This window comes from Methylomonas sp. TEB, assembly GCF_047777895.1.
Classification (GTDB): domain Bacteria; phylum Pseudomonadota; class Gammaproteobacteria; order Methylococcales; family Methylomonadaceae; genus Methylomonas.
This window is the reverse complement of the sequence record NZ_CP180476.1, coordinates 4,787,870-4,810,850: the sequence shown is the minus strand read 5'-3', so window position 1 is coordinate 4,810,850 and position 22,981 is coordinate 4,787,870. Positions and strand designations below refer to the sequence as shown.

Here is a 22,981-nt window from a genome sequence, read left to right as displayed (position 1 = left end):
CGGCGAACGATAAAATCAGCTAGGCAAAGCCCTCAGAATGGCCGGATAGTCAAAGTTATCAGCCAGATAGGCCAGGGTTTTGCGCAATTGAGGATCCTGCGGAGTTGCCAGAACTATGGCATTTGCTATACGTTCCGGCTCCAGACTTTCCAGAGCATTTTTCAATTCCTCCCGAGCCGATGCCGGCAAGCCGGCTAACATGTTCGGCGTTAATGGCGCGATTGGTGGGGTTTGTTCTGGAACACCCTCGTAAACATAACGCACCCCCAAGTGCTTGGCCAGACATTCGTAGATTTCGTTGAAGCGATAAGGCTTGCGCACAAAATCGTTCATACCGGCTTCCAGAAGCTCGCCGCGCTGCTCCAGGAATGCCGAGGCGGTGACGGCAACAATGACGACCTCCTGCCCGCCAGGCAACTCCCGAATTCTTTTCGTGGCTTCCAAACCATCCATTACCGGCATTTGCCTATCCATCCAGATAAATTGCGGTTGCCATGTTTGAAATAGCGCTATGCCCTCCGCGCCGTTGCCGGCCACTTTGCAGGAGAATCCGACCGATTCCATCAATTTTGCTAGCAATAACTGATTTTCGAGCTGATCTTCAACGATTAATATGCGGTAGTCGCTTTGCCCTTCCACTAAGCCGATGACGGCACCGGCTTCCGCTTTGTCGACACTGCGGTCGGTAATATCCGCCTGATTCACCTCCGCGAGCGGCAGATCTATTCTAAATAAAGCGCCTTGATTCGGGTGGCTTTCCAAGGTAAGCGTACCGCCCATCAATTCTACAAACTGGCGGGTAATGGTCAATCCCAAGCCGGTGCCTTGGCTATCCCTTTGCTCGCCTAGCTGTACGAATGGTTCGAATATACGTTGCTGATCGGCCAGCGGGATCCCCACACCGGAATCTTCGACCTCAATCTGTAGATGCGAAATGCGATTTTTGCGAGTGCCTAGGCGCAAGGTAACACCGCCTTGCTGCGTAAATTTAATAGCATTGCCCACCAGATTAATCAGCACTTGCCGCAAGCGGGCTTCGTCGCCGACAATGAAACGCGGAAACTGCGATGCCTGATCGACCAACAACCTCAGGCCTTTTTCGGCGGCGCGGACACTCATCATATCGGTAATATCGCGCACCATATTGCCCAAATCGAAAGGCGCGTTTTCCAAGTGTAGCCGGCCTACTTCGATTTTAGCCATTTCCAATACATCGTTAATCAACATCAACAGATGCTCGCCGCTGCGATTGATAATATCCAGGTTTTGCCTTTGCTCGTCCGACAGTTGGGGATTTTTCCGCATCAATTTCGAGAATCCAAGAATTGCGTTCAGCGGGGTACGCAATTCGTGGCTCATATTGGCCAGGAATACGCTCTTGGCCCTATTGGCCGCTTCCGCCGCATCGCGCGCAATTATCAAGTCGGCGGTACGTTGCTGGATTTCATCTTCGAGGTGTTCTTTATAGCGCCGTAATTCTTCCTCGTTTTGCTTGCGATCATGGATGTCCATACGAATACCCAACATGCGTATGACCTTACCGTCCGCATCGCGCTGAATACCGAAACCGCGCACATACTGCCAACGATAACTGCCGTCGGCGTGGCACATGCGCGCTTGATATTGATATTCCGTGAAATCCCTGGACAACACGCCGCTCATTTTGTCGCTGACTTCCGCTTGATCATCCGGATGAACGCTTTCGAACCATGCGCGCCGATCAGCCATGCCGGTCCGAACAGGATAACCGAGCATCGTGTAATAGGTGGGCGAAGCGTACCATTGGTCGTTTTTTACATCCCAGTCCCAAACGCCGACCTGGGCGGCTTCCAATGTCAACCGCAAGCGCTCCTCCGAGTCGCGTAAATGCTCTTCCGTGCGTAAGCGCTCAGCCTTATCGCGGAGCACGGAAATGCCAAAGGCCAAATCTCCGGCCAGCTCCTCTAGCAAACGAATCTCCGTTGCCGTGATCGCATTGGGTTCTGCGGAATAAATCGTCAGCGCACCGAAAATATCCGCGTTCTGATCGGCCAAAGGCAAGGCAATAACCGAGCGATAGCCGCGCGCTAACGCTTCGTCTCGAGCCAAAGCCATCAGCGCATCGGTGCAGACATCCTGAACATAGACTTTTTCGCCGCTGCAAATAGCCGCCGCTGCGGGACTGTGGGCGCCCGCCGCATCCCCGCCACTGTGATCGGTGACGGCCAGATAGCCGTTTTCAAAACCGGCCCAGGCCACCGGGCGTATTGTTTTGGGAGGGCCGTTTTCCAAGTAGCCGACCCAAGCCATGCGATATTCGGCTTCATCGCAGACGATACGGCAGATTTCTTTGAGCAGGCTTGGTTCGTTGTCATGTCGCAGCAAGGCCTGATTGCAATTGCTGATCGCGCGCAATTCGCGATTGAGCTTATATAAGGCCGCTTCCGTTTGCTTGGCTTCGGTGATGTCCGTGCGTAAATATAGATAATTGCAAACCTGATAAGCTTCGTCGTAAATCGGTGAGGCGGTGATCTGTTCCCAGCGCAACTCGCCGTTTTTGTGGCGATTGGTCAGCGAAGATTTCCATAGTTTGCCTGCTGCCAATTGTGCCTGGCAGGCTTGGTACGTATCGGCAGTTATTTCACTGGACAATAATGCGCGAGGCGTCATTTTGTAAGCCTCGCCGAACGTATACCCGGTAATCCGCGTATAAGCGTGGTTGGTATAGGTCAATACGCCCTGCAGGTCGGTAATCTGGATGCCGGTCGGATTCTGATCCGCCGCTTGCGCCAGCCGATTGATTTCGGTGGCGAATAGATGGCGTTCTGTAATGTCGCGGTTAGTGATGCGCCGGCCTCGGTAGTTATTGTCCGCCCCGAACACGGCCTGGCAACAATGCGAGATCCAGCGTATTTCACCATCGCGGCGGACAATCCGGAAATCCACTTCAGCCAGGCGTAAATGCTCGACATCGTGGCGATGATCGGTCATTAAGTGCCGGTCGTCGGCATGTATGATGCGCGGCAACAGCCCGGCATCGGCCATAAACTCCTCGGCCGCATAACCGGTAACCCGCAAGCTGGAAGGCGTCATATACAAAATCTGCTGATCATCGCCTTCCCAATATTCCCAGTCGAAGGTGTAGTCCGCGACGGTATGGAACTTTTCCTCCTCTGCCGCCAACTTGGCGGCAACCTGCAATTGCTTTCGCCACGCACCGATGATGAACCGGGCGCTGCTAGCCGAAATCAAAGCAAACAGCAGGACCAGTCCGGCCATTTCCAGGACTTCATTCCACCACTCCGCCAGAAAGTCGTCCCGAGCCAGGCCGACGCTGACCCATAACGGGTAGGTGTCCAGTTTGCGAAAAGATACCACCCTGGCGGTATTGTCGAAGCTGAAAGGCGTGTGGAACACACCCGAGGTGTGTCCGGATGCGAGCATCCGGCGAAATTCCGGCGAAATGGTTTTATCGCCAATCATGTTGCCGGGCTCGGCATGGGCGGGATAGCGAACGATCAAGCCCATATCGGCATCTCTCAGGTTAATCGCCCCGCGACTGCCAATATCAACGTTGGAAATCGCTTTACTCAAGTTATCCAGTGAAACATTGGCAAAAACCACGCCGGCAAAACTGCCGTCGGCGCGGTTAAGGCGGCGCGCAAAATTTAGCACCCAAACCTTATTGATATGAGACATCACCGGTTTGTTGATAAATAGGCCAAGCGCCGGATTATCCCGCAAACTAGAAAAATAGAGCCGATCCGCCATGCTGAGCGGCTTATCTTTTGGTACATCCACGCCATAGGCTAGCCAACCTTGCGCGTCGGTAGCTCTAAGTCCGATAACCCATGGCAAACGCGCTTGTAAGCGCTGCATAAAAACCGACAGCGCCTCGGCGTCAACGCTCCCCAAAGCCTGTTGCCGTTGGATTTCCTCCACGGCCACCAACACGCCTAAGTCGACCTTTTCGATAAGGCTATCTAAGTTTTGCGCGATAACCTTGGCCAGGTTCTGCGTCGTGATTTCGGCGCGCTGTTGATATTTGTCGAAGCTGCGATACAGCGCAAACCCCACGGTGGCGATAACCAACAGGTTAAGGATTACCGCCCCGGCAATCAGCCGCCTAGAGACATTGTTTGGAAAATCAAGCTGACCTGGCATAGCTGAACTCACAAGACTGTTGTGGTGTATTGGCGGCCCGTAAGTGTGCGCGGGCAAACGGTCCCATCGTATTCCTTAAACGCGCTGCAAAACACCTAAGGATAGGGTTAAGTAACTTTTCTAGCGCGGATTAGTGGAGCTTTCCTGTGCTTGTCGAAGGATCTCCGGGGAAATCCGGGCCTTCATAGCCCTTAACCGTTCATGCTTCGACTGCGCTCTCGGCAATTGCTCAGACATCCAGGCCAGTCGAGCACGAACGGTTTGCCGGGAATAGTCATTTCGGTAAGTTATTTTTAGCGTAATTCTAAGGAGCCGCTCAAGCGGGCAAGCAATAATCCCGTTCCCGAAAAAGCTTTAAACAAATCTCGACTACTTCGGCGTTATACAGCACACCGCGATTGTCGGAAATCTCCTGCAGTGCTGCATCCAGGCCTAAACCGGCGCGGTAAGGACGATGAGACTTCATCGCTTCCACTACATCGGCAACTGCCAGAATCTCCGCTTCCAGCAATATCTCACCTTTTTTAAGGCCACACGGGTAGCCACTGCCGTTGGGGCGTTCGTGATGTTGCAAGACGATTTGCGCGATAGGCCAAGGGAAGTTGATGGATTTGAGGATGTCGTAGCCGGTTTCGGCGTGCCGCTTGATCAGGCTGAACTCCAAATCGTCCAACCGACCGGGCTTGCAGAGTATTTCGGCGGGGATCCGAATTTTGCCTATATCGTGTACCACGCTCGCCAACGTCAGCCCCTCTATCCGCTCTTCCGGCAATTGCAAGCCGCGGGCGATAGCCGTGGCGAGGTGGGCGACGCGGCGTTGATGGCCGGCGGTGTAGGGATCGCGCGCTTCGATAGTGGCTGCAATCGCGGTCACGAAATCCAGCATGCCGGCGCGCAAATTTCTCTCGCTTTCCATCAGTTTACGGGTTCGCTCTTCCACCTGTTCTTCCAGATGGTTGCGCAGGCGGTCAAACTCCAAATGAGTACGCACCCTAACCAGCAATTCATCGCGCTGATAGGGCTTGGTGACGAAATCCACAGCACCCAAGTCAAAGCCGCGCACTTTTTCGTCGGTATCCATGATCGCGCTGACGAATATCACCGGCACATCGCATGTATTCGGGTTAGCTTTGAGTTGCCGGCAAACTTCGAAGCCATCCATCTCCGGCATGCGAATATCCAACAGCACCAATTCCGGTGGGTGTTTGAAAGCGGAATTTAAGGCTAATTCGCCGCTAATAGCAGAACGGACTTCGTAGCCTTCGTCCTTCAGAATATCCGTTAACAACTTTAAGGAGGCAGGGGTGTCGTCAACGGCGAGAATGTTGCCTTTATATGTCATAAAACTCTTTAATCGGTTTGCCTTAATGCTGCCAGGATACCCTGCCAAACGCAGTTTTCAGCAAAATATGCCAAGGTTTTCCGGGGCTGGCTCATATCGGTTGCGATGCGCCGGAGCGCTAGGTCGTTCGAAACCATTCGGACACCGTTCGATTTTGAAGGGGGCCGCATAGCTGATGCCGCAGGACATTATAGTGTATGCCCCAAGGCGTAGGCAGAACGCAGGTAAGCAGTTATTTTTATTGATAGCCTAAAGTTATCGGCTTGCGGTTCGATAACCTTTTTAGCCGTTACGGCAACCGCTTTCCAAAACCAACCCGACGAGGCCATGCCATGCTTGATTCCGTCTCTTCCGTCGCCGCGCTGGCGACACAAATGTCCACCCAAAAAACCGCGCAACAAGTCGAAGTTGCGATGCTGGTAAAAGCCAAGGAGATGCAGGAACAACAAGGCCAAAACGCCTTAAAGTTATTGGAGTCGGCCAGCGTACCGGCGAACGGTATCGATGTCCGGGTTTGAGCGGCGGAAGATTGCTGGAACTTAGCTGCCTTGCTTGTCCTGCATCGCCAGCGCCGCCTGATACAAGGTTTTTTTGCGCTGGCCGGTAATTTCGGCCGCCAGTGCCGCGGCGGTTTTGGTAGAACATTCCGCCAGCAATATACCCAAAATCCGCCGCTGCTCGTCGGTTAATTCATCGTCCTGCTCACCAGGCTCTCGACCGGCTACCAACACTACGAATTCGCCCTTGCGCATGTTTTCGTCGGTCTGCACTTTCTCCAACACCTTGGCCAGTTCGTCGCCGACAATCGTTTCATGCAATTTGGTGATCTCGCGGGCGACGACGATTTGATGATCAGCCGGAAATACCGTCAGCATATCTTCCAAGGCAGCCTGGATGCGATGGCTGGATTCGTAAAAGGCCCAAGTCGAGCAGTCAGCTAACTTGTGTTCGAAGAAGCTGCGCCGCGCCGAGCCGGTGCGTGGCAAAAAGCCTTCGAAACTAAAACGGCTAGTCGGTAAGCCCGCCACCGACAAGGCGGCGATCAGCGCGCAGGCGCCGGGTATCGGACACACATCCACGCCTTGCTGTCTGGCCAATTTGACCAGAGGAAAGCCGGGATCGCTGATCATCGGCGTGCCGGCATCGGATACCAGCGCCACCGATAATCCTTCGCGGATTTTATCGATCAGGCCTTGCGAAGCGTGTTCTTCGTTATGTTGATGCAGCGATTGCAGCGGCTTATTGATGCCGTAATGTTGCAGCAACATCTTGACGTGGCGGGTATCTTCGGCGGCGATCAAATCCACTTGTTTCAATATGTCCACCGCCCGAAAACTGAAATCGGCCAGATTACCGATTGGCGTGGCAACCACGTATAATTTTCCGTACATTTATTCTTCGGTCCCCGTGCTATGTCTCATCGCAAATTTGCCGCCATTATGCCGCGTCGTGTTTTAAACCGCTGGTTTTTCGGCCTGTTGCTACTGGCTGCGTGTAGCGAGCAACCGGTCAAAAACAAGACCCAGCTGGAAGTGCGCCCGCAAACCAGTGCCCGCAAAGCCAAGCCGGCCGAGCCGCCGCGCAGTTACCGGATGGCCGACAATCAAAACAGCCTGCATCTGCTGGATGCCGACACCCGCCTGCAGGCTGGTGACACCCAGGCCGCGCAAAAAGCCTTGGATAAAATCAACGCCGAACAGTTACCGCCGGAATTGTTCAGCAAATACAAATTGCTCCAAGCTCAAGTAGCGTTGAGCATGGGCGATGCGGAACAAGCCTTGAAAAAGCTGGAGGGCGTGCGGCCCGCCATACTGACCGACGCCGATCAAATTGTTTATTACCAATCCGTGGCTTTTGTGCATGCTTTGTTGGGAGATGTTGTACCCAGCGTTAGAGCGCGCCTGAAACTGGGCCGACTGTTGCAAAAACCCGAGCAGCAAAAGCAAAACATTATCGCCATCCTCGATGCGCTTAGCGTGTTGCCGCTGGAAACCCTTAGCGGCCCGTCTCCCATCGTTGACGAACTCAGCGGCTGGATGGCCTTGGCTAAAGTTCTTAAGCAACGCAACGTGGCGGGTTTCGACACAGCCGGTCAAATAATGCAATGGCGGCAAATGTTTCCCGGCCATCCGGCCAACGCCGATTATCTGCAAGCCTATTTGAATCCGCCGCCTGTCAGTCAGCCGGCAGTCCAAGAACCGGAACAAGCGGCGCAACCGCCTGCTCCGGGTGCAACCATTGCCGTGTTGCTGCCTGGCTCGGGCTCTTACGCCAGCGCGGCTAAAGCCATCAGGGAAGGGTTGACGGTAGCCCATCGCCTGGCTGCCAGCGCTGCGCCGCAAATGCCGCTAAAGTATTACGATAGCGAAAAAGAAGATATAGCCAATATATATAAGCAAGCCGTTAGTGACGGCGCGAAACAGGTGATAGGCCCCTTGGTGAAAGAACAGATCCAAAGCCTGGCGCAATCCACCGAATTAAGCGTGCCGGTGTTGGCGCTGAATCATGTGGAAAACCTGAGCAAAACCAATCTGTATCAATTCGGCCTCAGCCCGATAGACGACGCGGAGCAATTGGTACAAAAAGCCAAGCGCGATGGCCAACAGAATGCCGTATTGCTGACGCCGAATACCACGCAAGGTGAGCGGGTGCGCCATTATCTAATGTCGGCTTGGCAAGCGGCCGGTGGCGCCGTGGTGGGTGTGGAAAGCTACGACCCGAAACAACACGATTTCGCAGCCATTGTAAAAACCTTGCTCAGCACCAGCGTCAGCGCGAATGGCCAGAAGCAACCCTTGGCCTTATTCGTTAGCGCCAGCCCGGAATTGGCTAGAGAGTTGGCGCCGCAACTCAAGTACTCGCAAAGCAGCGAGTTGTCGATTTATGCGATGCCGAATATCTACAGCGGCCGGCAAAATCCGGTGCGGGATAGCGAATTAGGCAAAATTAATTTCTGCGATTTGCCCTGGGTGTTCGGCGACGCCTACACCGGTGCACTCAGCCAGCAAGCCGTGCAGAATACCTGGCAAGGCCTCAGCGACAGCCAGGTTAAATTAGTCGCGTTGGGCATAGATGCTTATAACATCATCGGCCAATTACCGCAGCTGACCGGGGCGTCTTACGCCGGTGCTACCGGCCGACTGTCGTTGAACGGTGAAAACCGCATTACCCGCAAACTAGTCTGTGCCCAGTTTAAAGGCGGCGTGCCGGTCGCCTCGGGATTTGTCGAATAGTATGCTATTCGGTAAAGCCAAGCCGGTTCATTTGCAAAAGGGCGACAGCGCCGAACAATTAGCCTTGGCTTATTTGCAAAAGCAAGGCTTGGAATGGGTGTGCAGCAACTTCCGCTGCAAAATGGGGGAGCTGGATCTGGTAATGAAAGATGGCACGGCGCTGGTGATTGTGGAAGTACGCTTTCGCAAATCCGCGCAATTTGGCGGCGCCCTGGCCAGTATCACCCGGCAAAAACAGGCGCGCATCGTCGCCGCTACCCAACACTATGTCATAATCAACAATCTGAGCCAGCTCTCGATTCGTTTCGACGTAGTTGCTGTATCCGGCGACAACCGCCTGGACTGGATTAAAAACGCTTTTCAAACCTGAGTATTATGAGTTTACAAGACCGCATCATCGCCCACTTTTCCGACAGCATTCAAACCAAACAGGATGCGATGGCCAGCCTGTGCGAGCTGATCGAATTCGCCTCGCAAAAAATCGTCGAGGCTTTGGTGAATGACAAAAAAGTGCTGACTTGCGGCAACGGCGGTTCGGCGGGCGATGCCCAGCATTTTTCTTCGGAAATGCTCAACCGTTTTGAACGCGAACGCCCCGCGTTGCCGGCGATTGCGTTGAGCACCGATACCTCAACCATCACCTCTATCGCCAACGACTACCATTACGACGAAATCTTTGCGAAGCAGTTGCGCGCGCTGGGGCAGGCTGGCGACATCTTGCTGGTCTACACCAGTAGCGGTAACTCCGGCAATATCATTAAAGCCGTGAAAGTGGCGCATGACCGGGATATGACGGTTATCGCGCTAAGCGGTAAAGACGGCGGTGTGCTGGCTGGCGCGTTGAACGAAGCCGATATTGAAATCCGCGTACCATCTTATTCCACCGCCCGCATTCAGGAAGTGCATTTGTTGATCTCGCATTGCCTATGCGATTTAATCGATCATCAATTATTTGGCGGCTAAGGCGCTCAGGCGCCCGTTATCACTCAATCGGATAAACGGGCGTTTGCATACTTGATTACCTGACGTAATGTAGTTTTTGCCCCAACATTTCGGCAGTTACCAGCACTACCCCGCCCTCGCTGACATAAAACCTGTTTTTGTCGTCGTCAAGATTCTCGCCAATCACCGTGCCTGCCGGCACCTCGCAACCTTTTTCAACGATGGCTTTGGTAATTCGGCAATTTTGGCCTATGCAGACTTGCGGCAACAGAATGCTGTCTTTGATAAGCGCTGATTCGTTTACTGTGACATTGGAAAACACCATGGAATGCTGAATGGTTGCGCCGGAAATAATAGAGCCGCCGGCAATCATCGAATCCACGGCCAAACCGCGCCGGCCGCTGTCATCGAACACAAATTTGGCCGGCGGTGTTTGTTCCTGATAGGTCCATATCGGCCAGGACGCATCGTACAAATTCAAATCCGGTTTGACGCCGATTAGCTCCAAATTGGAAGCCCAATAGGCGTCTATGGTCCCGACATCGCGCCAATAACTTTGCTGGCCGCTTTGTAAATCCAAAAAGGGATAGGCATTAACAATATGATCGTCAATGACGGCGGGAATAATATCTTTGCCAAAGTCGTTGGTAGAATTTTCAGTGAGAGAATCTTTAATTAATTGCTCCCATAAAAAATCGGCGTTAAAGATATAAATACCCATTGAGGCCAACGCGGTATTGGTTCTACCCGGCATCACGGGTGGGTTGGCGGGTTTTTCGACAAACGCCCGAACGCGGCGATTTGCATCCACGTCCATTACGCCAAAAGCGGAGGCGTCTTTTAAGGATACTTCCAGACAACCTATGGTTAGGTCGGCGTTTTTTTCGACGTGGTCGATTAACATGGCCGCATAATCCATTTTATAAATATGATCACCAGCCAGAATTAGAATATGCTGCGGCTGGCGAGCCCGCAGAATATCGATATTCTGCAACACGGCGTCGGCAGTACCTTTGTACCAGGAAGTCTCGTCTATCCGTTGTTGTGCCGGCATGATGTCGACGTATTCGCCAAATTCGCCGCGCATGAATCCCCAGCCTTTCTGAATATGCCGGATCAACGAATCGGCCTTATATTGCGTCATCACGCCTATTTTACGGATACCGGAATTCACGCAATTGGATAACGGAAAATCGATAATTCGAAACTTGCCGCCAAAAGGTACGGCGGGCTTGGCGCGCCAATCCGTCATATTCATTAAGCGCGAGCCGCGTCCGCCGGCAAGAATTAAAGCAATAGTATTTTTGGTTAATTGATGGATATTGTGTGTAGGCGCTGACATGGTTAAATCTTTAGAAAAATAAGCTGCTGGCCGAATAGGTTTTATAGGGTGTATCCAGTTTTCCCAAGGCTTTTTTCAAACCTAAAAATTACCGGTGAAAACTCAAAATACACGCATTGTTTCAAGCGAAGCAAACGCGCTTGAGTTGTTAATATCCGGAGTGATATGTAGTTCGATAATACTTACCGCAGGCAAGTCGACAACGTGTTGTTCCGATTCCGCCGTGCAGCCTTGCGGATTAAAATTCCATTGTTGGCGGAGGATTTCGCGAAACGACTGTCCGCGATCAGCAGAAATACGCAGGACGTATTCCTGGGTTCTGGCGATAGCCGATTCCAAAAAATCCAGTTGAATAGATTGCACAGGCTGGGCCTGCTTGAAAAGTAAGCGGATAACTTGCGGGCCGGGAATTCCTGCTCGCCACCCGCCGCTAAAACCAGGCAGTAGCGCGGCTTCGATAGCGTGCTCCTTAGCCTCGGATGACACTTCAACGTCAGCAAGCGCTTCCAGATTTAACGGCTCTGTCATTGAGCTGGCTTTGTTGGGCCGACTGTCACCGATAATTCGTTTTTGCATGGTTTACCTGGCGTAGGACTGTATTAATCGGTCGAAATGGTTTGAATCCGGTTTTTGTTTGTCGGGACTGATTGAAATCTTTAACTTGAGTGCGATTGCTCCGTAATTGGATAGGCAGGCACCGCATGCCTAGCGTCCGGCTGTTTGGAAACAAGGAATGTCGGCATGGCTAGGTCCCGGTGAGAGCTGAGTGTTTTACTGCGAAATTGCCTGATGGCAATTGCTGATTACAAATGGCTGTTGCTCCCAAACCCCAGCCGAAAAATATGGGCGCTTCCCTGCGCCCCAGGTCGAGAGGGAGGCTTAACCCTTTAAAAAGCTGGCCATGATGCCAGCCGGGTCAATACCTTGATGCGGGAATTGCTCCCACAGGCCGCCGCAACCTTCTTTATGCGTGGCAATATAGTTGTATTTTGGTGTGTAACCGCGTTCCAACAACCATGTGCCCATGCGGCTACCCAAACCGGTTTTACGGTTGAAGGACTCAACCACCAGCACTTTCGGTGACTTACCGATTTTGGCCAGCATGTCTTCATCGATGACGTTCAAGGTCGGTTTGTTGATCAAGCCTACATCCACGCCTTGTTGTTTCAGGCGTTCGACTGCATCCAGTGCTCGGTACAAGGCTTCACCGAAGCTGACGATATAACCGGCCGTGCCTTCGCGAATGACTTCGTCTTTGCCGGGCACGAACTTATAGTCGCCACCAAAAAACTCGTTGCCGTTACTGTCCAGAATGGTCGGCACTTTGGAGCGGGTGGAGAAGATGAAACGCAAGCCTGGATCGAAGAAGACTTTTTCTACGCAGGCTTTCATTTGCAGAGGATCTGCAGGGAAATACAGTTTGGTTTCGTAACCGTCGCTCAAACCGTTATCGGCGAACATGTTGTTCAGACCGAAATGGCAGGTGTTGTCGGCCATGTCGTCGATACCGGAATGCGAGAAGTGACTGAGCACGTTGGATTTGTTCAACCGGGCCATGGTGATTTCGGACATCAGCATTTCTAAGAACGCGCTGAAGGTACCGAAAATACCTTGTTTGCCTGCTTCCATACCAAAACCGGCTGCCGCGGAGAAGTTACCGCGCTCCATGATGCCGGAGGAGATAAACACTTCCGGGAAAGCTTTGTGGATTTTGAACAGACCACAAGAGCCTTCCAAGTCGCTGTCGACTACCCGCACTTTGGCAACCCGTTCTGCTTCGCTCAAACGGCCCAAGACTTCCACGCACGCATCGCCGAAGACGTTGCGGTTGGCATCCCATTTGTCGCTGGAACCCAAAAATACCGCGTCGTTTTTCGGTGCTTTGACTTCGCGCAATGCATCGGCAGCGGCTTGTTGGCCATGTGACTCCAGGTATTCCAATGCCACTTTCACCGACACAACGTCGTGGCCGTGGGTTGAGCCTTCCAGGCCGACAATGCCAGGGCACATCGGGCGGTGGTTGATAACCGCAACCGGGCCAGGGGTGTTAATGGCGGTAATGATGCGTTTGTACAAATCGTCCAGATCTTCGCCGTCGCCTTCCAGTACGGTGACACCTTGACCAGCCAAGGTTTTGGCGGTGCTGCAGCCTTTTAAGTACTCGGATGGGTGGCCGGCGATGGTGACGTTGTTGTCGTCGATGATCAGTTTAACGTTCAGGCCTTGCGCCACAGCCAGACGGGCCGCTTCGGCATCGTTACCTTCCTGCTGCGAGCCGTCCGATCCCAGGCAGAACACAGTTTTGGCCGGGTTGGCGATGGCTACGCCGTTGACATACGGCCACATGTGGCCCAAACGGCCGGAGCTGAATTTCACGCCGGGGGTGAAATCCAATTCAGGATGGCCGGGCAAATGTGAATGCGCGGCACGGTACTCGATCAAGCGTTCTGCCGGCAAATCGCCGTTCAGGGTGGACATCAGATACTGGGTGGCGACGCGGTGGCCGGCTTCGTCAAAAAAGATGGGTACAAAATCATTGGAGCTGTGGAACAGCGCATCCATGATCATGACTTCCGGCACGGTATCGTATGGACCGCCGGTATGGCCGCCCACACCACGGGCTGCGCCGTTGGCTGTGAAATAGACAATAGCATCACGGCACAACTGAATGTTGGCTTTCAGGCTGGCACGTTGTGCATCGGTTAAAGTTGGGTTTTTTGGATCTAAGTTGATGCGCTGATAAGCGCCAAGATCGATTGGAAATTTGGACATAACTAATCTCATGGTGAGGACATTATTTTTATAGACGCGCAGCTAGTTGTTACGCTGTCATTTTTAAACGCGACATAGAACAAAGATAATATTTAGCTCCGGCAAATATTCGTTGCTAATTAACTACAATAACGCTGCTTTTTTACACAAGCCGTTGCAATTTTGTAGTCTTAAATTTGTTTTTTCATGCCGTCGTATCGAACCTTACACCCATTAAAATGGGCTTTGCAAGACTTATTAAATACCTACTAATTTGTATATAAATTGAAACGGATAGCCTGTATAGCCCTGAGACAAATAACAGAATACGTTCTATGGAAAATCAATTAGTTATTCAAGTCGCTTCTACTATCAAAGGATTATAAGCAGCAAAAAAATTTATTTTATTTTTCGCGGCAGTGCAGCTTTGCGGGACGAATTGATTGAATGGTAGTGTGTTGCCGAAACACGCCTGGTCTATACACAATCCCAAATCGCCAGCGGAAATATCTCAAACAGTTCACCGACGGGATCAGAACGCGGGCTTGGAACCATTAGTTTCGTTCTAGCTCTAAACAATGGGATAAAGGATGGCTTCGGCAGAGGAGAAGGGAGGCCGATTAGTTAAGCTTTCCGGTGCGGTGACCAAAACCATCGCGTTTCAAACAGCCTGGGGGGAGAGTCGGCAAGACATCGCAAAACGGTGTAAGTGGTCTGTCCAAAGGGAAAGGTCGCGTTAGTTGTATTTATCTGCAACGTGGACTATGTTTCCAACACCTAAAGTAAAGCAACTGGTTGACGCTATATAGGGTAAGCAAGATGGTCAAAGCCAATCAATTTACCGGCAGTCTGGAGACTTGATTTTCATGGTTTCAGCATCAAGGTTGGTGAGCGTTGGCCCAAACCGTATTAACCAGCCTTGGTATACAGCTAAGTACTACCAGAGTGTCTCTATGATATTGATTATTAAAAATATCCCGTCGATTACGCAAGAAAGTGAGTTGGGAGACTTTGTCGCCCCCGCTCTCAGGTTTTGCCTGTTACTTCCCTTCAAGCTTGGCAATATTCTAAAAACCGACATCTTTTGTCTTAAAAATATCAAGACCAATGTACTGTCGTTTCATGGCCGTATTTTTATTGATGATGACAAAGCCGGTAAGCTTGCCATCAAAAAACTGCATGGCAAGCGCTTCAAAAATAAAATCGTCGAGGTCAGAGAATATTTTATTCGTTCGCATAAAAACGACAGACGCTTAACGCAGCAGCCGGTATCGACAGACATACTGGAAAAGCGTAAAGGCGAACGGCGTTGCAATATCAAGCATGAAGGGCAAGCCGCCGCTTACACGAATGTATTCGATACCGAAAACATCTATCAAATTAGCCGCCGATTACGAGATGACGCTTATGATTACTGAGTCGCGGTGCCGGCGACCTAAATTTCGTTCGCATGGCGAAGAGACAGTTGACTTGTGACCTTATAAAGACTGGATCAAACGATGCCAGTTTGCTCGACTCTATCCCCGTCAATTTTCCCTTCAAACCGATGCGCTATGCCTTGCATCACCAAAATCAACACCACCCCAGCCAAAATAAAACCAATCTGTTGTAATGAAGTTTTAATATCGGTCTTCTGATGCAAAGACGGGATTAAATCGGCAACCGCGATATAAATAAAACTGGAAGCCGCTAGGGTTAAAAAGTAGGGCAAGATGTGATGTAGGTCGCCAAGACTGAAATACGCCAAAACGCCGCCAACTACCGTGCTCAAGCTGGCAAGAATGTTGTAAAACAAAGCCTCGCCGCGCTTGTAACCGCTATGCAGCAAAATCGCGAAGTCACCGACTTCTTGCGGAATTTCATGCGCGGCCACCGCCAAGCTGGTGACGATACCCAGTTGCACGTCGGTTAAAAACGCTGCGCCGATTAACACGCCATCGACAAAATTATGGATGCTGTCGCCGAGGATAATAAACATCCCGGCGGGGCGGTGGCCGGCCGCTTGGATTGCATGCGTATGGCCGTGTTCGTGGTGATGGTCTTCATGCGATTCTTCGCCGTGGGCTTCGCAGGCGTGGGAATGACAATGGCGCCAGACCAGCAGTTTTTCCAAGACAAAAAACAACAGAATGCCCGCCAGAATTGTAGCCGAGAGTGCTGACATATCCTCGACCGGTACTTCTTCGAAAGCGTGCGGGATCAAGCCGCAAAATGCGCCGGTCAACAACGCGCCAATTGCAAAACTGATGCCGTGCGGCAGTACATGCTTTTGTTTGTGTTCCGGCAGTAATAAAAACACCGCAGCAGCCAGAACACTAAGCACGCCACCCAGCGCGGTAAACAAGATAATCGACAACAATACAGTCAAATTAGTCTCTCCAGATCAAACTGGCCATGCGGCCAGTATTCGCGCCGTCACGGCGATACGAGTAAAAACGTTGAGGATCGGCGACGGTGCATAGGTCACCGCCATAAACGTGTTCCACACCCAGTTCCGCCAGTTTAATACGCGCCAGCCGGTAAATATCCGCCAGCCATTTGCCAGGCTGGCCGGCACGAAACGCTACGGACGTAATCGGATTGTCCTTAATAAACGCATCGCGTACCTCGTCGCCGACTTCGAAATTATCAGGACCTATCGCCGGCCCCAGCCAAACATGCACATCTTCACAACTCATCGCATACAGGGTTTCGGCGATGATGCCGGCCTGCAAGCCGCGCCAGCCGGCGTGGGCGGCGGCAACCACTTCGCCGTCGTCTCCGCAGAACAGCACTGGCAGGCAATCCGCCGTCAGAATCGCGCATACCGTGCCGGATTGATCGGCAAAGCTGGCGTCGGCTTCCACCTGGCCCTCGGTTTCGTCGGCGTTCACCACGCGCGTCCCGTGCACTTGTTGCAGCCAGACCGGTTCGGACGGCAGTTGCAGCATGTCCTTGATGATGTAGCGGTTGGTTTTGACGTGCTGCGGGTTGTCATTAACGTGACTGGCCGGATTCAAACTGGCGTAAGGGCCGGTACTGACACCGCCGGTGCGCAAGGTGACGGCGGCATGCACATGCGCCGGCAGCGGCCAATCAGGCTTGATCCAATTCATTTTCGGCCAATAATTTCAACAGATTTTGCATGTCTTCGGGGATGGGTTGTTCCCATTCGCAATACTCGCCGGTCTCAGGATGCTCCAAACCCAATTTCGCGGCATGCAAGGCTTGGCGCTTAAAATTGCGCAAGGCCTCTGCCAACGCGGGATTACAGTCAGCCGGCATTTGGAAGCGGCCGCCGTAGACTTGATCGCCGACCAGCGGATAATTGATATGCGACATATGTACTCTAATTTGATGCGTGCGGCCGGTTTCCAGCTTGACGCGAATCAGCGTATGGCGCTTAAAGCGTTGTTCCAGCCGGTAATGGGTAATCGCTTCTTTACCGCCGCGCCGCACTACGGCATTGCGTTTACGATCCACCGGATGCCGGCCGATTGGTTCGTCGACGGTGCCGCCAGCCGTCATCCAGCCCTTTACCAGCGCCAGATATTCACGATGGATGCTGCGTGCCTGGAGCTGCTCGACCAGACTGTTATGAGCCTGCAAGGTTTTGGCGATCATCAACAAACCGCTGGTATCTTTGTCGATGCGGTGCACGATGCCGGCGCGCGGCAGGGTATCCAGATTGGGGGCGTGATTGAGCAAGGCATTAACTAAGGTGCCATCCCAGTTGCCGACCGCCGGATGCACGACCAAACCGGCCGGTTTGTTAACGATGAGTAAAGAATCGTCTTCATAAACAATGTCTAGCGGGATTTCCTGAGGCGCATATTCGATGACGCGCTCAGCTTCGGCGTCCAGCTCGATTTCCTCGCCGCCGTCCAATTTCTCGCGGCCTTTCATAACCTCACCATCCACCAATACCCGGCCGGCTTTGATCCAGGTTTGCAGTTTGCTGCGCGAATAATCCGGAAACACTTCGGCCAGACACTGGTCCAGTCGCATACCCGCCAGTTCCTCGGGAACCCTTGCCGTCAATATCGTCATAGTCGTTTTTAAGTTATACTCGCGGCCAGAATGCCGCCAAAAGCTGCAAAAAACCCGCAATATTACAACGTGTTGATAAACGTATGCGATTAGTTTTAGTAAAAACCGTTTTTATCGCCTGTCTGGCTTGGACGCTGCAAGGCTGCGAGACCCTGGATGCCTTTATGAGCAAGGATTCTTCGGCTAATAATAAAGATGAAGAATACGCCGGTTGGGACGATAAGATGTTCCATGAAAAAGCCAAGGAAGCGCTGGACAATAAAAACTATCAAAAAGCGGTGACTCTTTACGAAGCGCTGGAATCGCGTTATCCGTTCGGCGACTATGCGGCTCAGGCGCAATTAAATGTTGCTTACGCTTACTATAAAAACGACGATCCGGAAGCTGGCTTAGCCGCCGCCGACCGCTTCATTAAAATCCATCCACGTAACCCCAATGTCGATTATGCCTATTATCTGAAGGGCCTGATCAATTACAACCGCGGCATCGGCTTTATAGACCGCTTTCTGCCCACGGACTCTTCGCAACGCGATCCCGGTCCGGCCAAAGATTCTTATGATAATTTCCAGGAATTGATCCGCCGCTATCCCAATAGCCAATATGTTGCCGACGCCAAACTGCGGATGATCGCACTCCGTAACAATATGGCAATGTACGAAGTCCATGTCGCCGACTTTTACATGCGCCGTAAAGCCTATGTCGCCGCTGTTAACCGGGCTAATTACATCATCAAGGAATATCAACGCACCCCGGCGGTGCCGTTTGCCTTGCAAATCATGCAGGACGGTTATCGGCAGTTGGGCATGGACGAGTTGGCCGCCGACGCCGAACGAATCTATACCTTGAATTACCCCGCCGGCGCACCGCAAGCCAATTACAAGGATGAAGGCGCCATTCAAAAAGTCTGGGACGCCATGGGCCTGGATAAATAAAACTTGCGCCGTTTGACCTTTTTGCGGCCTGCGTGCTTAGGCTGGCTGCTGTTAAATACCGGCTTTGGATACGCAGCCGAGCCGGTACCGCTGTTTCAAAATCGCTTTTTCACGCTGTCGCAAAACACCGAATTGGTTTGCGCCACCAGCCAACAACAATTTACACCCACACCGGTACTGGCGGACATCATCCGCTTTTACGAAACAAACCATCCCGGTTTGCGCAAACAAGCGGTGGCGGTGCTGACCGATCATAAAAACCAGGATTATCTCGACGACTTGGCCGATTACCGCGAAGATTGCGCCAACAATATCGCCGGCGAACTCTGCGTATTGGAAAAATATTGGGACGACCGCGAAGCCGCCTGGCGGGCTTTAGCCTTGTTCTACGACACCAAAACCGTGGTCAAACACAGCGATGACTATCGCTACGAAGTGCGGCGCTTCAACGTAGATCATCTGCGTCTGTTCGAAAAAGCCATTCGTAAAATCCCGGCCTTTTTGCGGCAAAGTATCAGCAAAGCCAAGCCGGTAGATAATCTAGAACAGGAAATCGCCGACAAGCCCACGGTGATGCAGGAACTGATTCGCGATGCGTTTCAGGAAGACTACAAAAACAGCATCTGGCAGGATCATACTCATCCGTTGACGCTGGTGCCGGGCATAGGCTTTCGCTCGCAGACCGTGGCTCAGGTATTCAGCGGCCAGAATCTGATCGTGTTCACCGTCAAGGCTTTCGACAAGGGCAAGGAAAGCGGCACTTACCGGGACATCGGCGTGCAGTATCTGGTGGATTTTAGGCTGCCTATCGTCGTGCATGAAATCGCCCACACCATCGACAACTTTCATTTTTGGAACGGCCAGGATGACCTGTATTTTTTCTACAAGTACCACAAGATTTCCAACGACGAAGACATCATGAAAATCATCGCTGAGTCTAAATTAGCGTTGTGGCCGTCGAAATGGTTCGAGGCCTTTGAAGCTTTAGGCGAAGTCAATGAAGGCCGTTACGATGGCACCACCCAGGAAAAGTTGGCCGAACTGGTGGCGCAATACATTCTAATTCCGGAACGTTTGCAACAAAGCGCGCCGGCCGCTTATCAATGGCTACGCGAGGACATCTTCCGCGGCATCGAATACCAAGGTTACGACCGCTGCGAGGTGCCGCTGACCAAGCCGCTAAGCTGGTGGCAATACGCTACCGGCAAGATGCTGGGCCAGTAACGCTTTATGCTATGCTGACCGCGAATTTTAACCTTGCTAAACCATTGTCTAGCCATGAAAAAACCGCAAAATCTATCCCTGCAAGAACAATTGCTTAAATCCGGCCTGAGCAACGACGCCAAGCTCAAACAAGTCAAAGCGGAGAAACGCAAACAAACCAAGCTGGAACGCAATAATGGCGTCGAGATCGTCGATGAGGTGAAGCTCAGCGCCGAGCAAATGCGTCAACAACAGGTGGAACGTGATCGCGAGTTGAATCGGCAACGCAAGCTGGCCGAGGAACAAAAAGCCTTGGGCGCGCAAATCAAACAAATCGTCGAAATGAACCGTATCGCTCAGGACCCGAACGGCCTGGCTTATAATTTCACCGACGATAGCAAGGTCAAAACCTTATACGTGGCGGAAAAGGTGCGAGAGGCCTTGATCAACGGCCGGGCCGGCATCGCCAAAGTAGACGGACATTACGAGATAGTGCCGGCGGAGGTTGCCCGCAAAGTGCAGGCTCGGGACGCTGCCAGTATCGTGGTGTTGAACGAAGCGACGCAAGATGTCTCTGCCGCCGACGACCCGTATGCCGAGTTTCAGATTCCGGACGATTTGATGTGGTAAAGCGCTAGACCTTCCGGAAAATCAAATCCCAAACTCCGTGCCCCAAGCCCAGGCCACGATTTTCGAACTTGGTTAAAGGCCGATAACTTGGCCGCTCGCAGAAATCGTTGCTGGTGCTACTGTTTTGCAAACCGGTGCCGGCCGACAAAACCCCCAGCATATCGTTGGCGTAATGCTCCCAATCGGTGGCGGCGTGAAAATAGCCGCCGGCCATCAGCTTTTTGTTAAGCAATTCCACGAAACTGGGACGGACGATGCGGCGCTTGTGATGGCGGCGCTTTTGCCAAGGATCGGGGAAGAATAGATGTACGCCGGCCAGGCTGTGATCGGCAATTTTTTGCTCTAGAATCTCGATCGCGTCGTGATGGTAAATCCGCACGTTGTTAATGCCGCGCTGCTCCAGCAACATCATCAAATGGCCGACGCCGGGCCGATGCACTTCAATTCCCAGATAATTCAAATCCGGATTGGCCGCCGCCATCGCCGCCAGGCTGTCACCGTTGCCGAAACCGATCTCGACAATCAACGGCGCTTGCCGGCCGAAGGCTTGCTCGGTATCAAAGCTGGCTTGCGGCGACAGGCAATATTTATCCCAATGGCTTTCCAGTGCCTGTTTCTGGCCGGCGGTAGCCCGGCCTTGGCGGCGGATGAAGCTTTTGATGCGGGCGGGGTCGATTTTTTGGGGTTCAATCATTGGAATAGCGAAGATTAATCAGGTGAAGCTAAATAATGGTAGCTGAGTATATCAGCTGAAGTTTAAACATCAGTCTGCCCATGTAAGCGAGAAGGATTTCCTGTAACTATTTCAGTTTGACCATCAAATTAGTGCTGTATTCCGATAGCAAAAGAGTGTGTTTTTCGTCAACGATAAGTCGCCGAAAAACACAGATTAAAAACGCATTTATCTAAATTGTACAAACCGAATCAGTCGTCCTCTATACACAACTGGCCGGTAAATGGTGCGCTCTCGTAAAGAATGTTGCCGGTAATTTCAAATTGTCCCCTACCGTCTTTAAAAGTTTTGCTGCCACCAACTACCGTTAATAATTCTGTCGTCGCACCTTCAGGGTTAAAAATTAGATCCTTAGTAAAAACCCGCCCCAGATCAACTGCCCCGGCGCTCAGCTTAATTGCCGATGCCCCGGTTAATTGACCAAGCCCATTTGCAAACAGCCCGGAGAACGCCGTTCCGGTCAGCTTCAGGTTTTTACCAAATGTGGCGGTTAAGGTGCCGATGAAACACACCGGTGGTGCGCCGGGAGGTAGTGGTCCCAAAAAAGTTAAATCGGGAAACTGGCGATCCTTGAATTTTAGAATATTGCAATCCGGGTCAGCGGTGGACGGCTGTATTGTCCCGCTAATATTTTTGCATATATATTGGTCTGCATATAAATTTCCGGATACTAGAGACGTTAGCACCGCAATTGTAACTGTCGACAATTTCATGATGAAATCCTTAAGACTTTAAGATGGGAGAGGCGACTGATCTTTTGCCGGTATCACCACAAGCCGTGAGCGAACTGCTCGATAGAATGCTACCAAGATTTTGACCAGTCTACGTTGAGCGCTTCACTAATGTAGTTGAGATAATACAAGTATCAAGCTATTCAACGCACTTGTAAGCGAATGATCTATCGTAATTGTGCCAACCGGGTTTGCGCAGCCATGCCGAACGGGGAATCCGGCTCTTTTTCTAAAATTTGTTGCAACACAGGAATGCTAGGTTTTGCCAACAACTCAATAGCTTTTAAGCGCACAGAAGGATGATGGGCATGCAAGGCCGCCAACTCTGTCAAATAAGCATTGGCGTCGTTTAACAGCTTCAAAACGACCTTTTCCGGATCTTCGGTAAACAAATCCCTCACCAATTCGCCATATTGCTCTTGGAGTCGGATCAACTCCCCGCGGTCGAGTTTTTTGGGTTCGGTGGGATCGTCGCAGCAAGCCATCGGCGTTACGTGTCTTGATTATGCTCGGAGATTAGCTGCTGAAATTCGAATTCGCAGCCACCGCAGCCGGATGCCGCGCCGGTAATGCGGGAGATTCGTTCCGGATCGGTGACGCCCTCGTCAAGTAGTTGTTTGATTTGCTGCTCGGTGGTGCCGCTGCAGTAGCAAATTACTTCGTTTTCGGTGTCAAGCTTCGTGGCGTTCATGATGAAAGGTTTAAGCGTATCAGATGATCGTGTTAACGGTGCGTAAACTGGCATGTTGGCCCATTCGTTGGGTTGCGCCCTATCGGGCTAACCCAGCCTGCGTTCTACGTTCCGTATTTGATTGTCACAAATGATAATGCGATAAAAACACCGAAAATGGCCCAACCAATTCGGTTGGCGATTTTTTCAGCATCGTTTTCGGAATAGCCTGGTTTCTGCAAAAAAACAGTAAAAGCTAAATGGATCAACTTTAAAACAAATTTTACAGTTTCCTCCATT

Annotated in this window: 22 protein-coding genes; 8 read left to right on the top strand and 14 right to left on the bottom strand. The window is 51.9% G+C overall.

The window, feature by feature from the left end; translation table 11 throughout:
* Positions 1-15: 15 nt before the first annotated feature.
* Together ACMXD4_RS21875 and ACMXD4_RS21870 are read right to left on the bottom strand one after the other, a co-directional pair.
* Complete coding sequence (locus ACMXD4_RS21875) at positions 16-4,143, bottom strand: PAS domain-containing protein (protein WP_415879360.1); 4,128 nt, start codon at positions 4,141-4,143, stop codon at positions 16-18.
* Between the two features lie 316 nt (positions 4,144-4,459).
* Positions 4,460-5,485 carry an HD-GYP domain-containing protein gene (locus ACMXD4_RS21870; protein ID WP_101052714.1) on the bottom strand — a complete coding sequence of 342 codons (1,026 nt, stop codon included), beginning with the start codon at positions 5,483-5,485 and terminating at the stop codon, positions 4,460-4,462.
* Between the two features lie 332 nt (positions 5,486-5,817).
* On the opposite strand from ACMXD4_RS21870, the gene ACMXD4_RS21865 reads away from it, so the two are divergent.
* Positions 5,818-6,003, top strand: coding sequence for a YjfB family protein (locus tag ACMXD4_RS21865; protein WP_171697219.1), 186 nt, complete (start codon positions 5,818-5,820; stop codon positions 6,001-6,003).
* 21 nt (positions 6,004-6,024) lie between these two features.
* On the opposite strand, the gene rsmI is transcribed toward ACMXD4_RS21865, so the two are convergent.
* A complete protein-coding gene (gene rsmI / locus ACMXD4_RS21860; protein ID WP_415879359.1) occupies positions 6,025-6,876 on the bottom strand; it encodes a 16S rRNA (cytidine(1402)-2'-O)-methyltransferase in 852 nt (283 codons plus the stop codon).
* Between the two features lie 21 nt (positions 6,877-6,897).
* Here rsmI and ACMXD4_RS21855 point away from each other — a divergent pair, with 21 nt between their 5' ends.
* From ACMXD4_RS21855 to ACMXD4_RS21845, 3 genes are read left to right on the top strand one after another with little or no spacing between them, the layout of a single operon-like run.
* Positions 6,898-8,718 carry a penicillin-binding protein activator gene (locus ACMXD4_RS21855; RefSeq protein WP_415879358.1) on the top strand — a complete coding sequence of 607 codons (1,821 nt, stop codon included), beginning with the start codon at positions 6,898-6,900 and terminating at the stop codon, positions 8,716-8,718.
* Position 8,719: 1 nt separating this feature from the next.
* Positions 8,720-9,088, top strand: a complete 369-nt coding sequence (locus tag ACMXD4_RS21850) for a YraN family protein (protein WP_415879357.1) — start codon at positions 8,720-8,722, stop codon at positions 9,086-9,088.
* A 5-nt stretch (positions 9,089-9,093) separates the two neighbouring features.
* Positions 9,094-9,681, top strand: a complete 588-nt coding sequence (locus ACMXD4_RS21845) for a phosphoheptose isomerase (protein ID WP_020483819.1) — start codon at positions 9,094-9,096, stop codon at positions 9,679-9,681.
* A gap of 55 nt (positions 9,682-9,736) precedes the next feature.
* Here ACMXD4_RS21845 and glgC read toward each other — a convergent pair whose 3' ends face one another.
* The 3 genes from glgC to ACMXD4_RS21830 form a co-directional block, all read right to left on the bottom strand.
* A complete protein-coding gene (gene glgC / locus ACMXD4_RS21840) occupies positions 9,737-11,002 on the bottom strand; it encodes a glucose-1-phosphate adenylyltransferase (RefSeq protein ID WP_415879356.1) in 1,266 nt (421 codons plus the stop codon).
* Positions 11,003-11,104: 102 nt separating this feature from the next.
* Entirely contained in the window at positions 11,105-11,578 is a 474-nt protein-coding gene (locus ACMXD4_RS21835; RefSeq protein WP_415879355.1) for a carbohydrate-binding protein, read from the bottom strand.
* 303 nt (positions 11,579-11,881) lie between these two features.
* Complete coding sequence (locus ACMXD4_RS21830; RefSeq protein WP_171697225.1) at positions 11,882-13,774, bottom strand: transketolase C-terminal domain-containing protein; 1,893 nt, start codon at positions 13,772-13,774, stop codon at positions 11,882-11,884.
* Positions 13,775-14,619: 845 nt separating this feature from the next.
* Between ACMXD4_RS21830 and ACMXD4_RS21825 the strand changes: the two genes are divergently transcribed.
* On the top strand, positions 14,620-15,171 hold the full coding sequence (locus tag ACMXD4_RS21825) for a hypothetical protein (protein ID WP_171697226.1): 552 nt from the start codon (positions 14,620-14,622) through the stop codon (positions 15,169-15,171).
* 74 nt (positions 15,172-15,245) lie between these two features.
* On the opposite strand, the gene ACMXD4_RS21820 is transcribed toward ACMXD4_RS21825, so the two are convergent.
* From ACMXD4_RS21820 to rluD, 3 genes are read right to left on the bottom strand one after another with little or no spacing between them, the layout of a single operon-like run.
* Positions 15,246-16,121: a ZIP family metal transporter gene (locus ACMXD4_RS21820; RefSeq protein WP_101052695.1), complete on the bottom strand. Its 876-nt coding sequence runs from the start codon at positions 16,119-16,121 to the stop codon at positions 15,246-15,248.
* 1 nt (position 16,122) lies between these two features.
* The gene (pgeF, locus tag ACMXD4_RS21815; protein WP_171697227.1) at positions 16,123-16,848 is read right to left on the bottom strand and encodes a peptidoglycan editing factor PgeF; all 726 of its coding nucleotides are present in this window, start codon (positions 16,846-16,848) and stop codon (positions 16,123-16,125) included.
* Entirely contained in the window at positions 16,829-17,782 is a 954-nt protein-coding gene (rluD, locus tag ACMXD4_RS21810; protein WP_415879354.1) for a 23S rRNA pseudouridine(1911/1915/1917) synthase RluD, read from the bottom strand. Before rluD ends, pgeF begins: the two co-directional genes overlap by 20 nt.
* Positions 17,783-17,865: 83 nt before the next feature.
* Here rluD and ACMXD4_RS21805 point away from each other — a divergent pair, with 83 nt between their 5' ends.
* From ACMXD4_RS21805 to ACMXD4_RS21795, 3 genes are read left to right on the top strand one after another with little or no spacing between them, the layout of a single operon-like run.
* Positions 17,866-18,714 carry an outer membrane protein assembly factor BamD gene (locus ACMXD4_RS21805; protein ID WP_171697229.1) on the top strand — a complete coding sequence of 283 codons (849 nt, stop codon included), beginning with the start codon at positions 17,866-17,868 and terminating at the stop codon, positions 18,712-18,714.
* 3 nt (positions 18,715-18,717) lie between these two features.
* A complete protein-coding gene (locus ACMXD4_RS21800; RefSeq protein WP_415879353.1) occupies positions 18,718-19,938 on the top strand; it encodes a hypothetical protein in 1,221 nt (406 codons plus the stop codon).
* Positions 19,939-19,992: 54 nt separating this feature from the next.
* Complete coding sequence (locus ACMXD4_RS21795; protein ID WP_415879352.1) at positions 19,993-20,547, top strand: DUF2058 domain-containing protein; 555 nt, start codon at positions 19,993-19,995, stop codon at positions 20,545-20,547.
* A 4-nt stretch (positions 20,548-20,551) separates the two neighbouring features.
* Here ACMXD4_RS21795 and trmB read toward each other — a convergent pair whose 3' ends face one another.
* From trmB to ACMXD4_RS21770, 5 genes are all read right to left on the bottom strand, one after another.
* The gene (gene trmB, locus ACMXD4_RS21790; RefSeq protein WP_415879351.1) at positions 20,552-21,241 is read right to left on the bottom strand and encodes a tRNA (guanosine(46)-N7)-methyltransferase TrmB; all 690 of its coding nucleotides are present in this window, start codon (positions 21,239-21,241) and stop codon (positions 20,552-20,554) included.
* Between the two features lie 230 nt (positions 21,242-21,471).
* The gene (locus ACMXD4_RS21785; RefSeq protein WP_415879350.1) at positions 21,472-21,993 is read right to left on the bottom strand and encodes a hypothetical protein; all 522 of its coding nucleotides are present in this window, start codon (positions 21,991-21,993) and stop codon (positions 21,472-21,474) included.
* A gap of 185 nt (positions 21,994-22,178) precedes the next feature.
* On the bottom strand, positions 22,179-22,496 hold the full coding sequence (locus tag ACMXD4_RS21780; protein WP_415879349.1) for a hypothetical protein: 318 nt from the start codon (positions 22,494-22,496) through the stop codon (positions 22,179-22,181).
* 5 nt (positions 22,497-22,501) lie between these two features.
* A complete protein-coding gene (locus ACMXD4_RS21775) occupies positions 22,502-22,702 on the bottom strand; it encodes a bacterioferritin-associated ferredoxin (RefSeq protein WP_171697235.1) in 201 nt (66 codons plus the stop codon).
* Between the two features lie 104 nt (positions 22,703-22,806).
* Positions 22,807-22,980, bottom strand: a complete 174-nt coding sequence (locus ACMXD4_RS21770; protein WP_415879348.1) for a hypothetical protein — start codon at positions 22,978-22,980, stop codon at positions 22,807-22,809.
* Position 22,981: the final 1 nt, after the last annotated feature.

Excerpts from the sequence above, each read along its gene's own strand:
- rsmI (WP_415879359.1), bottom strand. The coding sequence starts at position 6,876 with ATGTACGGAAAATTATACGTGGTTGCCACGCCAATCGGTAATCTGGCC.
- ACMXD4_RS21825 (WP_171697226.1), top strand. The coding sequence starts at position 14,620 with ATGGTTTCAGCATCAAGGTTGGTGAGCGTTGGCCCAAACCGTATTAAC.
- ACMXD4_RS21795 (WP_415879352.1), top strand. The coding sequence starts at position 19,993 with ATGAAAAAACCGCAAAATCTATCCCTGCAAGAACAATTGCTTAAATCC.
- ACMXD4_RS21805 (WP_171697229.1), top strand. The coding sequence starts at position 17,866 with ATGCGATTAGTTTTAGTAAAAACCGTTTTTATCGCCTGTCTGGCTTGG.
- ACMXD4_RS21830 (WP_171697225.1), bottom strand. The coding sequence starts at position 13,774 with ATGTCCAAATTTCCAATCGATCTTGGCGCTTATCAGCGCATCAACTTA.
- ACMXD4_RS21865 (WP_171697219.1), top strand. The coding sequence starts at position 5,818 with ATGCTTGATTCCGTCTCTTCCGTCGCCGCGCTGGCGACACAAATGTCC.
- ACMXD4_RS21835 (WP_415879355.1), bottom strand. The coding sequence starts at position 11,578 with ATGCAAAAACGAATTATCGGTGACAGTCGGCCCAACAAAGCCAGCTCA.
- ACMXD4_RS21785 (WP_415879350.1), bottom strand. The coding sequence starts at position 21,993 with ATGAAATTGTCGACAGTTACAATTGCGGTGCTAACGTCTCTAGTATCC.
- ACMXD4_RS21875 (WP_415879360.1), bottom strand. The coding sequence starts at position 4,143 with ATGCCAGGTCAGCTTGATTTTCCAAACAATGTCTCTAGGCGGCTGATT.
- ACMXD4_RS21780 (WP_415879349.1), bottom strand. The coding sequence starts at position 22,496 with ATGGCTTGCTGCGACGATCCCACCGAACCCAAAAAACTCGACCGCGGG.
- ACMXD4_RS21870 (WP_101052714.1), bottom strand. The coding sequence starts at position 5,485 with ATGACATATAAAGGCAACATTCTCGCCGTTGACGACACCCCTGCCTCC.
- rluD (WP_415879354.1), bottom strand. The coding sequence starts at position 17,782 with ATGACGATATTGACGGCAAGGGTTCCCGAGGAACTGGCGGGTATGCGA.
- ACMXD4_RS21775 (WP_171697235.1), bottom strand. The coding sequence starts at position 22,702 with ATGAACGCCACGAAGCTTGACACCGAAAACGAAGTAATTTGCTACTGC.
- ACMXD4_RS21770 (WP_415879348.1), bottom strand. The coding sequence starts at position 22,980 with ATGGAGGAAACTGTAAAATTTGTTTTAAAGTTGATCCATTTAGCTTTT.
- trmB (WP_415879351.1), bottom strand. The coding sequence starts at position 21,241 with ATGATTGAACCCCAAAAAATCGACCCCGCCCGCATCAAAAGCTTCATC.
- ACMXD4_RS21845 (WP_020483819.1), top strand. The coding sequence starts at position 9,094 with ATGAGTTTACAAGACCGCATCATCGCCCACTTTTCCGACAGCATTCAA.
- pgeF (WP_171697227.1), bottom strand. The coding sequence starts at position 16,848 with ATGAATTGGATCAAGCCTGATTGGCCGCTGCCGGCGCATGTGCATGCC.
- glgC (WP_415879356.1), bottom strand. The coding sequence starts at position 11,002 with ATGTCAGCGCCTACACACAATATCCATCAATTAACCAAAAATACTATT.
- ACMXD4_RS21850 (WP_415879357.1), top strand. The coding sequence starts at position 8,720 with ATGCTATTCGGTAAAGCCAAGCCGGTTCATTTGCAAAAGGGCGACAGC.
- ACMXD4_RS21855 (WP_415879358.1), top strand. The coding sequence starts at position 6,898 with ATGTCTCATCGCAAATTTGCCGCCATTATGCCGCGTCGTGTTTTAAAC.